General features: G+C 71.9%; 8 protein-coding genes. 6 read left to right on the top strand and 2 right to left on the bottom strand.

Annotation, left to right across the window (positions count from 1 at the left end; genetic code table 11):
• Positions 1 to 61 precede the first annotated feature (61 nt).
• A complete protein-coding gene (locus ACFYQQ_RS28955; RefSeq protein ID WP_355781048.1) occupies positions 62 to 448 on the top strand; it encodes an STAS domain-containing protein in 387 nt (128 codons plus the stop codon).
• A gap of 78 nt (positions 449 to 526) precedes the next feature.
• On the top strand, positions 527 to 2,689 hold the full coding sequence (locus ACFYQQ_RS28950; RefSeq protein ID WP_388905591.1) for a SpoIIE family protein phosphatase: 2,163 nt from the start codon (positions 527 to 529) through the stop codon (positions 2,687 to 2,689).
• A gap of 106 nt (positions 2,690 to 2,795) precedes the next feature.
• Here the strand turns inward: ACFYQQ_RS28950 and ACFYQQ_RS28945 are convergent, their stop codons facing one another.
• Positions 2,796 to 4,409, bottom strand: a complete 1,614-nt coding sequence (locus ACFYQQ_RS28945) for an FAD-dependent oxidoreductase (RefSeq protein WP_388905588.1) — start codon at positions 4,407 to 4,409, stop codon at positions 2,796 to 2,798.
• A 388-nt stretch (positions 4,410 to 4,797) separates the two neighbouring features.
• Between ACFYQQ_RS28945 and ACFYQQ_RS28940 the strand changes: the two genes are divergently transcribed.
• From ACFYQQ_RS28940 to ACFYQQ_RS28930, 3 genes are all read left to right on the top strand, one after another.
• Complete coding sequence (locus ACFYQQ_RS28940; RefSeq protein WP_355795441.1) at positions 4,798 to 5,313, top strand: hypothetical protein; 516 nt, start codon at positions 4,798 to 4,800, stop codon at positions 5,311 to 5,313.
• Positions 5,314 to 5,499: 186 nt separating this feature from the next.
• Entirely contained in the window at positions 5,500 to 6,027 is a 528-nt protein-coding gene (locus ACFYQQ_RS28935) for a hypothetical protein (RefSeq protein WP_355793651.1), read from the top strand.
• Between the two features lie 128 nt (positions 6,028 to 6,155).
• A complete protein-coding gene (locus ACFYQQ_RS28930) occupies positions 6,156 to 6,857 on the top strand; it encodes an SDR family oxidoreductase (RefSeq protein WP_355793653.1) in 702 nt (233 codons plus the stop codon).
• A gap of 167 nt (positions 6,858 to 7,024) precedes the next feature.
• On the opposite strand, the gene ACFYQQ_RS28925 is transcribed toward ACFYQQ_RS28930, so the two are convergent.
• Positions 7,025 to 8,362, bottom strand: a complete 1,338-nt coding sequence (locus ACFYQQ_RS28925) for a glycosyltransferase (RefSeq protein WP_355793655.1) — start codon at positions 8,360 to 8,362, stop codon at positions 7,025 to 7,027.
• A 179-nt stretch (positions 8,363 to 8,541) separates the two neighbouring features.
• On the opposite strand from ACFYQQ_RS28925, the gene ACFYQQ_RS28920 reads away from it, so the two are divergent.
• Positions 8,542 to 10,623, top strand: coding sequence for a glycosyltransferase family 4 protein (locus ACFYQQ_RS28920; protein WP_355790372.1), 2,082 nt, complete (start codon positions 8,542 to 8,544; stop codon positions 10,621 to 10,623).
• Positions 10,624 to 11,035 lie beyond the last annotated feature (412 nt).

Here is an 11,035-nt window from a genome sequence, read left to right as displayed (position 1 = left end):
CCGCCCCGGCCCGCGGCAAGGACGCCACCAGCGCACAGCCCAAAACCTCCAGCCAGGAGTAATGACAGACGTGTTCGACACTCTCGACATGAGCGCCCGCCACATCGGCGACCACATCGTCGTCACCGTCACCGGAGACGTGGACCTGCATACGGCGCCCACCCTGCGCGCCTATGTCCGCAACCTCGTGCAACAGGGCGCTCGGCACCTGGTCCTGGACCTGCCTGGAGTGGACTTCGTCGACTCGACCGGGCTCAGTGCCTTCATCACCCTGCTCCTCGAAGTGGAGAAGGCGGGCGGCTCGCTCCGCCTCGCGGACGTCCCCGACCGCCTCATGCGCATGGTGACGGTCACCGGCGTTTCTGCGGTGCTGCCCGTCCACGCCACCGTCACCGACGCGCTGGCCGCCCGCACCGGCACCGCCGCCGACGCCGGCACCGATCGATGACGGCCGGCGACATCCCGGGCAGGCGGCCGGCACGGGGACGACATGAGGGCTGAGCACGAACGGCGGGCGGAAAGCGGCGTGCGCCGGATCCATGACACCGACCAGGACCTGTCACTGCTGTTCGGGACGTCCACCGCGCTGTTCGCGTCCATGACGGGCCCCGCGCACGTGCTGGAAGCGGCGAACCCTGCCTTCTTCACCTCGATCGGAGGCGGACGGCGCGAACGCACCGGCGTGCCACTGGTGCAGCTCATGCCCGAGCTGGCCGACCAGGGCTTCATCGCACTCCTGGACCAGGTGTACCGGACGGGGGAGCGGCACGTCGGCCGGGACACCCGTGCCGTCATCGGCGTCGGCGAGGACGCCCACGAGGCGTATTTCGACTTCACCTACGAGGCCCGGCGCGACGCCGGCGGCAACGTCATCGGCGTCCGCATGGTGGGCGTGGAGACCACACAGGTCCAACACGCCCAGCGGCTGGCCGCCGAACAGCGCGCCCTGCTGGAGCAGATCGCCCGCCAGGCACCGCTGCCGGACGTGCTGGACGGCATGTGCAGGACGATCCAGGAACTGACCCCCGAGGTGATCGTCTCGGTACTGCTGGCGGACCAGGACGGCCGGCACCTGCGCCACGGCGCGGCTCCCGGCCTGCCCGACTTCTGCAACCAGGCCATCGACGGCATCGCCACCGGCGAAGGAGTCGGCTCGTGCGGCACCGCCGCACACCGGCGCAAGAACGTGATCGTCAACGACATCGCCACCGACCCGCTGTGGAAGGACTTCCGCGACCTCGCCGGCCGGGCGGGACTCGCCGCCTGCTGGTCGACACCGATCCTCGCCCGTGACGGCCGGCTCCTGGGCACCTTCGCGATGTACCACCGCACCCCCCGCGCCCCCCAGGACACCGACCTCGCACTGGCCCACGTCTTCGCCGACACCGCCGCCCTCGCCATCGAGCGCCACCACGCCGAACAGGCCCGGCAGGCAGCCGACGCACGGGAAGAGGCCGCCCGCGACGACCTCGCCTTCCTGCTGACCGCCAGCACCGCCCTGGCCGGCCGGCTGGACGAGAAACAGACACTGCAACGCCTGGCAACCCTGGCGAGCCCGGCACTGGCCCCACTGGCCACCGTCGACATCCTGGAAGCCGGCCGCATACAGCGGGTCGCCACCGCCGCGCGAAGCGAGGAGGCACGCAGCCTGCTCGCCGCCCGCTCACCGGCCCAGGACGAAGCCCTCACGCGGGTCCTGAACTCGGGACTGACCGAAGTGGCACGCCGCACCCCCGCCACCCCCGGCCCCTGGCACGAACTGGGCGTCACCGGATACATCTGCATCCCCCTCATGGACCGCGGGCGGCCCTTCGGCGCCGTCACCCTGCTGTCCACGGACGGCCACTCCTTCGACGGCCACCGCATCGCCCTGGCGGAGGAACTCGCCCGCCGCACCGCCTCCGCCGCCCGCAACGCGCGTCAGTACACGCAGCGCGCCGCCCTCGCCCGCGACCTGCAGACCGGCCTGCTGCTGCCCGACCTGCCCGACGTCCCCGGCGCCCAGCTCGCCGCCTTCTACTACCCGGCCGGAGAAGGACTGGAGGTCGGCGGCGACTTCTACGACGTCTTCCAACGGGACGACGGCAGCTGGGCGTTCATCCTCGGCGACGTCTGCGGGCGCGGCGCCATGGCCGCCACCACCACCGCCCTGGTCCGCCACACCGCCCGCGCCGTCGCCTCGCTGCTCGACGACCCGGTCGACATCGTCAAGGCCGTCGACAAGGCCCTCAACGACCGCCACGCGCACCACAACAGCGGCTTCGTCACCCTCGTCTACGGCCATCTCACACCGGTCGTTGACGGACTCGCCGTCGAACTCGTGCGAGCCGGCCACACGTTGCCCCTGCTGCTGGACGCAGACCACGTGGTCGACACCGTCGAGGCACCTGGGGGACTGCTCGGCACCGGCCTGCCGTTCCGGCTCACCGCCCGCCGTCTCACACTCCGCCCCGGAGAGAGCCTGCTGCTGTACACCGACGGCATCACCGAGTGCAGGGCCGCCGGCACCGAGCAGTACGGCGAGGCCCGCCTGGCCGCGGCCATGGCCTCCGTCCCGCGCGGGGCGGGCGCAGCCGACATCGTCCGGGCCGTGACCCAGGACGTCCGCGGCTTCACGGGCGGCCGGGAAGTGGAGGACGACCAGGCCGCCCTGGTCATCACCGCCGGCAAACCCGCCCTCGGTGACTGACGGCGGGTCCCTCTCGCAGGCATTTCCAGGCGCCGGGGCCGGCCGAGGTGGATCCTGGGCCGGCCGATACGGGTAGCCGCGCTGCCCGTATCGGGGCCGGGCGCGGCTACTCGGCTCGCAGCAGGTCCTCCACCTTGCGGCGGATCTCGTCCGTGGCGAGCCCGCGGATCGTCAGCGTCGTGCGGCGGCGCAGGACGTCGTCCGCCGTCTGGGCCCACTCGTTGTCCCGGGCGTAGACGACCTGGGCCCAGATCTCCGGGGCGTCGGGGTGGACGCGCTCGCCGAGCGCCGGGTCCTCGTTCGCCAGGCGGGCGATGTCGAAGGCCAGCGAGCCGTAGTGGGTGGCCAGGTGCCGGGCGGTGTCCGCGGCCATGCGCGGGCCCGGAGCCGGATGGTCGATGAGCAGGCGGTGGGCGACGGCGCGCGGGTTCGCGATGCCGGGGAGCGGCAGCTTCTTCGGCAGCTCCTTGATCGGCTCGATGTTCTCGCCGAGCGGGTGGCCGGGCAGTGTCTCCAGTTTCGTGAGCACGGTGCGGCCGATGTGGCGGAAGGTGGTCCACTTGCCGCCCGCGACGGACAGCATGCCGCCGCGGCCCTCCGTGACGACCGTCTCGCGCTTGGCCTTCGAGGTGTCGCCGGGACCGCCCGGCAGCACCCGCAGGCCTGCATAGGCGTACGTGATCAGGTCCCTGGACAGCTGTCGGTCCCGCACGGACAGCGCGGCCTCGTCCAGGATCTGGGCTATGTCCTTCTCGGTGACCGCGACCTCGCCGGGGTCGCCCTCGTACTCCTCGTCGGTCGTGCCGAGCAGCAGCATGTCCTCCCAGGGGAGGGCGAAGGTGATGCGGTACTTGTCGATCGGGGTGGCGAGCGCGGCCTTCCAGGGGGAGGTGCGCTTGAGGACCAGGTGCGCGCCCTTCGACAGGCGGATGGACGGCGCCGCGTTCGGGTCCTCCATCCGGCGCAGGTGGTCCACCCACGGGCCGGTCGCGTTGAGCACCAGGCGGGCATCCACCCCGAACTCGTCCCCCGAGCGTTGATCTCTGAGTTCTGCCCCCGTCACCCGACCGCTCGTGAAGCGCAGGCCGGTGACCTCGGCGTAGTTCAGGACGACGGCGCCGGACTCGACGGCGGCCCGCAGGGTCATGAGGGCGAGCCGGGCGTCGTTCATCTGGTCGTCGCCGTACACGGCGACGGCCTTCAGGTTCTCGGTGCGCAGCTCCGGGACGTCCTGCTGGGCCTTGGCGGGGGAGAGCAGGCGTCCGACGCCGTCGCCGAAGGCTGACAGCGCCGAGTACGCGAACACGCCCGCGCCGAGCTTCGCGGCGCCGTGCGGGCCGCCCTTGTACACGGGGAGGTAGAAGGTCAGCGGGTTCGCCAGGTGGGGAGCCACCTGGCGCGAGACCGCACGGCGCTCGAAGTGGTTCTCCGCCACCAGCTTCACCGCGCCGGTCTGCAGGTAGCGCAGACCGCCGTGCAGGAGCTTGGAGGAGGCGGAGGACGTGGCACCGGCGAAGTCGCCGGCGTCGACAAGAGCCACCCGCAGCCCGGACTGCGCGGCGTGCCAGGCGGTCGAGATGCCCAGGATGCCGCCGCCGATGACGAGAAGGTCGTACGTTGCCTTGGAGAGCTGCTCCCGCGTCTCGGCGCGGCTCGGGGCGGGAGCGTAGGTAAGGTGCGTCCCCAGGGCGGGCAGACGTGATTCGGACGCGTGGTTCACCGGTATCTCCTTCGGCCGCATTGCCGCTTTGTCGCCTTATGAATCAATCGTCCATGATTCATTGTAATTGCGCCGTTGCGTGGCCGCCTGCACGCGAGGTTCCCTGCGGCACGGCTGTGCTGACCGACGAATTTCGGCCTCGCGGACGAGGTCTATTACGGCGACCGGCCCGCTCCCGACCCGGTGCCGTATGAGGGACGCCCGTCGTTCCCGCCTGACACTCCACCGAGGCGAAAAGAGCGTTCGCACAGCTCAGCGCTGGCACAGATCGCTGTAGCCACTGGACTACCCCGAGGCCGTGAGGCCGGCGTCAGTGCGTACCTGGACAAACGGGTATGGGTGACGGAATCGACGGCTAGCGCAGGTCTTCTTGGAAAGACTCCTCGACGTGCCTGACAACTCGCTGCTCGTCGCCGCCCTCACCAGCGTCACGGCGATCACGGCCAGCTCATTGGCGAGTTGGCTCACCAGCAGAGGCAACGCCCATGCTGCTCGGATCCAGGTCAATGACGCGTCCGCCGCTCAGCGCCGCGAAGGTGTCCGGCAGACCCGGCGGGCCGCATACCTGGATCTCATTGAGCGTGCCCAGGCCGTCGCTGACGGACTCCGAGGAGTCAACGGTCTCTCAACTACCGAATACGACGCTGCCTTGACCGCTCACCGCGACCGGCATCAGCGACTACGCCGGGCAGTGACCCTGATCGACCTGGAAGGGCCTTCCGCAGTTCAAGTGGCAGCGTCAAACCTGCTGATCATGTCAGGCACACTCGGCACCGCTCTGGCGGCCACGGCCGAGAACGCCAGCGGTGAGAACCGCCGGGAGTTCCAGGAGGTCCTGCGCTGCTATATACGGCTGATCAGGCCCTTTGTTGACACAGCCGCCGTCGCACTGGATGAAACATAGGCGTACAGAGTCGGAAACCTCAGATAGAGGGGCAAAATCCCCCGCGCCCTCGTCGGCCGGGCCATCGAAGCGCTGCAGTGACCGTCTCCCTGCAGCGGCCTCCTGCAGGCACACGTTCACAGAACGCTTCCGTGCGTGCTGCGGAGCGGTCACCATGGTGTCCGTCGGCGACCACGGGGGTGGGGGATGGGTGCGGACGTTCGCGATGGGCAACCGGAGCATGACGGACCCGCGTGGTGGCTGGCGCTGGCCTGCCTGATCGGGCTGCTTCTGGCCTACCTCGTGCTGACGAACTTCACCGCAGAGCTGCGGGCGGCGTTGTGGGGGGAGCCCGGAACCGTGACCGAAACCCACTGCCGGACCCACGACAACACCGTCGCCAACGCGGGAACCTCGACGTCCTGCACGGGCACTTTCACCTCAGACGACGACAACGCGTCGTTCAACGTGACCGTCGAGGGCGATGTCCGCCCGCACCCGGTCCGTGCGAGGTTGGTGGACGGCACGTCCGGCACCGCGTACGTCTCCCCGACGCTGTGGGCGGGGGTGCTCCCGGTGGGGGCCTCCCTCCACCTGGCGGGTGTCCCGGCAGCGGTGACGGTGGAGTACGCGCGCCGCGTCCGTACACAGCGCCTGCGGCAGGCCCCACCCGCCCGGCGTGGACCACAGGGGCCGACGTCGAATGCGGACGATCCCGGGATCTCTGACTTCTGATCACACCACCCCTGCGACCCCGCCACAGTCCCAAGAGGACACGGTGTGCCCGCGTCTGCATCCGGCCGACGGCCGATGGACGAACAGACATGTAGTGCAGGTCATCGGCGCGGAACGCGAGGCAGGGCATGGACCTACAAGGCGCACGGATTCTGGTGCCGGGTGCCACCGGGGAGATCGGGGCGGCGCTCGCCGTGCGGCTGCACGCCCTTGGTGCCCGCACGGCACTGGCCGGACGTGACCGCGAGGCCCTCACCCGTGTCTCGGCGGCCTGCGAGGACGCTCCCGCCCGCACCTTCGACGCCTGGGACGCCGACTCCTGTGCGAAGACCGTCGACTGGTCGGTGGCGGAACTGGGCGGCCTGGACGGCGTCGTCGTCTGCGTCGGAATCGCGGCCTTCGGCCCGGCCGGGGAGGTGGACGACGCGGTGTCCGAACACCTGATGGCGGTAAACGCGCTGGCCCCCATGGCGTTCCTGCGGGCCGCCGGGGACCGGCTGCCCGAGGGCGGCGTCCTCGCGGCCGTCACCGGGATCGTCGCCGAGGCGGCACCGGCCCGGATGGCGGACTACGCCGCCGCCAAGGCCGCGCTGGCCACCTGGCTGACGGCGGTCCGCCGCGAGCAGCGACGCCGGGGCGTGAGCGTGCTGGAGGTCAACCTGCCCCACATGGACACGGGCTTCGCCGGGCGCGCCGTCGTGGGCCAAGCGCCCCCGCTGCCGCAGGGATTGCCCGTCGCGGAGGCAGTGGACGTGATCGTGCGGGCGCTCTGCGAAGGGGCGACACTTGTGCGTCCCGGCAGCGGCGCGGCGCTCGAAGTGGTGCGCTAGGGCGGACCTGCCGAGGAGACCTCTCGCATACGGCCCTCCGTCCCATCACGCCTGGCCCGCGGAGGCGTTGAGCCCGCTAGCTGCGCGTACGGTGCGTCGCGTGCTGTTGCGGCGATGCCGGCGGGAGTTGGTGTGGCGCGTTCGGCCTGCCTTCGGCGGCGCCGGGATCAGTGCGCCGGCTTGCGCCGGTCCATGGCGGCCAGCAGCTCTTCGGCCGCCCACCCGGGTCCCCGCCGCCGTACCGCCGCAGCCAGTTCGGGCATACGCGGGCCAGCGGTCCGCCACAGCGTCCTGAGCGCCGCAGGGACGTCGTCCGGCGACAGCGTGTTCGGGTCGAGCACCACACCGGCACCGGCGCGCTCCGCGTCCCGGGCCACGGAGAACTGGTCGCTGGAGAACGGCAGCACCACCGCGGGCACGCCCGCTCGCAGGCATTCGGTGAAGGAGTTGCTGCCCCCGTGGTGCACCATCGCGTCCACCTGCTCCAGCAGCGCGCGCTGGGGCACCGACGGCACCACCACGGCCCGTTCGTCCGCCAGATCGGCCAGCGCGGCGGCCCGTTCTCCGGCCGCGACGACGACCGACACCTCCGGCATGCCGTCGAGCAGCCCCGTGACGACGGTGCGCAGGACGTCATCACGCGCGGACAGGAACGTACCGAGCGCGACGAGGACGAGCCTCTCGCCGCGCGACCGCAGCATTTTCAGGCGCGCCTGCCACGGTGCGTCGAGGGGGTCCGGGACTGCGGCCATGTGCCCGGCGAACAGGCGCACCGGGCCCGGCGCAGGAGTCGGCAGCCAGCCGAACGCCGGATAGGCGTAGACGACGGCGTGCGGCGAGCTGAGGGCGAAGGCCCGGCCCGGAGCCGGCCGGGAGGGCGCGTGCCGCCGGGTGAAGGCCGCGAACAGGGCGGTGAAGGCCTCGTCGTTGTGCCGGGCCGCATCCGTCAGTTCTCGCAGCTGCTCCAAGGCGGGGTGCAGTGCGTCGGGCCAGGCGTAGGGGACGCCGAAGTAGGCGTCGGGGCCGGACAGCACATAGCTGGGGTGTCCGGGGCAGAACGTCGCGTAGGGCACGCCCAGGCAGTGCAGGGCCAGGGTGACCGGGTAGCTGAGCTGGTCCACGACGTACCAGTCGGGGCGCAGCCGCCGGTCGGCCGAGCGCAGCGCCTCGAGCACCCCGTCCGGGTCGGCCAGCATGTCAGCCCGCCGATGGCGGGCCTGGGCCAGCAGCGCCGCCACGGCGCCCTCCCTGGTGGCGTCCAGGAACTCCGCCAGCCGGGCCGCCTCCCGGGCATCCTGCTCGGTCGCCTCGGCCACCCCGGTGTTGGCGTTGCGCGTCACGGTCAGCGCCTCGAAGCCCACCCCGGCCTCCCGCGCCAGGTCCTCGAACGCCGGAGCGCAGGCGAAGTACACCTGCGCACCGCGCCGGCGCAGAGCCCCGGCCAGAACTGACAGCGGTCGCGCGTGGGACATGAACGGGGGACTGACGACAACGACACGCGGCATGCGAACCCCTCGGTCAAGGCATCTTCCGCCCGCTGTCCAGCAGACCCGGGCCAGCGCATCGTAGCCACGTTCGGGCAGGTCGGACGGTGTGGCAACCAGCACCGCAGGCAGGTGCATCCAGAAGGCCGACACCCCCCGAACCACAGAGGTCAGCACCGTCCCTGAGACAGGAGACCCCCGTGGCCGGCATCGTTTTCGCACCCTCCTCGGCCGCTTACGACCCCGCACGGCCGGCAGGAACGGGCCACGAAACCCGCGACCCCCTGGTGGCCGCCCGCACCGCGTTCTTCAACGGCTCCGGCTGGACCGCACACCTCTCCGAGCCACGACACGACAGACGCCTTCCGGACACGCAGAGTGAACTGGCGAGACTGCTGGAAGCCGAGTACGGACTGCGGCCGCGAGCCGCTCCACCCGGCGAGGAACCCGGGACGGACCGTCGCGACAAGACCGTGGCGGGACTGCGCCGCGCCGCCCGGCTGGGCGTACCACTGACACCGCAGGCCCTGCTCGCCCACCAGGAGGACGACCCCCGCCTCATGGCCGTGCTGACGGAGCTGTGGCCGCAGACCGTTCGCTGGCACGGCCCCCGGCACGCCGAGGAGGTACTGCGCGCCGCGCTGCTCGGCGAGTCCCGCGACGGACCAGCCGCCGGCCACCTGCTGGACCTCGCGGTGGCCGCCGGCCTGCATCCCCTCACCCCGGCCGAGAGCGCGTCACTCGCGCACACCACGCCGCACCGGGCCGTACGCCACTGCGCCTGGCGCTACCTGCGTCAACTCCCCGGCGGACCCGCCCATCTGCCCCGTCCTTCCCAGGCAGGGGACGCCTACGAACGGCTCCTGCTGGCGCCCCCGGCACCCGCGTTCGGCCCAACAAGGCAAGGGCCCGCGGGCCGGCTGGTCGCCCAGAGCATGCTGCTGGGCGGCCTGGACACCCCGGGGCAGGGGATGAGCGGTGGCCTGGCGGTGCTGCTGGGCGGGCTCGGCGACCAGTTGGCCGCGACCGAGGGGATATCCGGCGTCATCACCGTCGTGACCGCCGGGCACCAGGACCTCGCCGTCGACGACCGGCTCGCCCACGAACGCGCCCCCGGCCACTGGGTCCTGCGGCTCCCCGTGGACGCCCCCTCAACCCCGGCTCAAGCGGAGATGCACCGCCACCGCCCCGCACTCACCTGGTGGGCGCTCCGCCTGCTCGGCGCCCTGCCGCGGCCCCTGGACGTCCTGCACGTCAGATACGCCGACGACGGCAGCCTGGCCCTCGCCGACGCCGCCGAGCGCCTGGGCGCCGCGCTGGTCTTCACGGCCACACCCGACCCGCACCGCGGACTTGCCGAACGCCACGCCGCGAGCGATCCCGCCGACCCCACCGCAGCGGACGCCCTGCGGCACGATCTGCACCGGGTCTTTGTGGCCGACCGGCTCGTCGAGCGCGCGGACAGGGTCGTCGGCATCCCCGCACGCGGCGGCACCCGTGAACTCGTCCGCCACTTTCCCGGCCTCGCCCGGCTCAACGACGGACGCGGACCCAGCGCCCCGCCCGAGGGCATCGCCCCCTACCGGCCCGCACCCGACGAGGACGACCTGCGGCGCGAGGCGCTGCAGCGGCTCTACCGGGACGGGACACGCCCCGACGCCCTCGACCCCGGGGACGGCGGACTTCCCGTGCTGCTGTGCGTGGGCCGGCTGCACCCGGTCAAGCAGCAGGACCTTCTGGTCCGGTCCTGGCTGGCGACGGGCGCCCACCGCACCACCACCCTGGTCCTGATCGGCGGCAGCCCCGGCACCGGCACCGCCGTCGAGGACGGCATCCGCGCCCGCATCGACACCCTCCTCGCCCCGTACCCGCAGGCCGCGCGCCGCCTGGCGCTGCTGCCGGCTCTGCCGAACACCGAGGTACGCCGGCTGCAGCGCGCCCTGGCACAACGTACGGCCGACGCCTGCTGCTGGTACGTCTGCCCGAGCGTGAAGGAGGAGTTCGGGATAGCGGTCCTGGAGGCGATGGACGCCGGCCTTCCCGTCGCCGGCCCCCGCCGTGGGGGAGTCGCGCACTACCTCCGCGACCAGGTCAACGGCCTCCTGATGGACACATCCGGCCAGGCGGGCCTGATGCGGGCCCTACGGCGGATCGCCGCCACCTCCGCCGACGACCGTCGCCGGTACGCGGCGGCGGGCAGGGAACTGGTCGCCGAGCGGTTCTCCGTGACACGCATGGCGAACGAACTGACCACCGAATACACCGCCCTGCACACCGGCTGACCAGCGTGCGCAGGACCCGCGACGAGAAAGGGGTGAGTGAGGCCGAAGTGACGACTCGGCCTCACCACAGCAGGGTGCCCGGCCGGCCCGCCCTTGAACGGCCCCCGCACCTCCGAGGTGATCCACCCGCCGTACCGCCACCTTTTTGCCCAAAGCGGCTGCGACTCTGCTGAGTGCGGGTCATGAACCTTCCATGGCCGGCGCCCCGTTGTCCTGAGTGAGGGAGTTCCGCCGACAGTTTGTCTGACCGGGGTGTCATAACGGCGGGATGGTGGTCGTCCGCACAGAGCCTCCCCGCCTGTGCGGACGACCTCACTCCTCGCGGAGTTCGATCCGGGCCGGTGGCGGGCCACGCGGTGAGGCAATAAGTGTCGGACCCTCGGCTTCGCAGCGGCGTACGCCGCTGCCGTTT

The organism is Streptomyces sp. NPDC005496 (assembly GCF_042872045.1).
GTDB lineage: Bacteria > Actinomycetota > Actinomycetes > Streptomycetales > Streptomycetaceae > Streptomyces.
This window is presented reverse-complemented; position numbering and strand designations above follow the sequence as displayed.

Excerpts from the sequence above, each read along its gene's own strand:
- ACFYQQ_RS28955 (WP_355781048.1), top strand. The coding sequence starts at position 62 with ATGACAGACGTGTTCGACACTCTCGACATGAGCGCCCGCCACATCGGC.
- ACFYQQ_RS28935 (WP_355793651.1), top strand. The coding sequence starts at position 5,500 with ATGGGTGCGGACGTTCGCGATGGGCAACCGGAGCATGACGGACCCGCG.
- ACFYQQ_RS28930 (WP_355793653.1), top strand. The coding sequence starts at position 6,156 with ATGGACCTACAAGGCGCACGGATTCTGGTGCCGGGTGCCACCGGGGAG.
- ACFYQQ_RS28925 (WP_355793655.1), bottom strand. The coding sequence starts at position 8,362 with ATGCCGCGTGTCGTTGTCGTCAGTCCCCCGTTCATGTCCCACGCGCGA.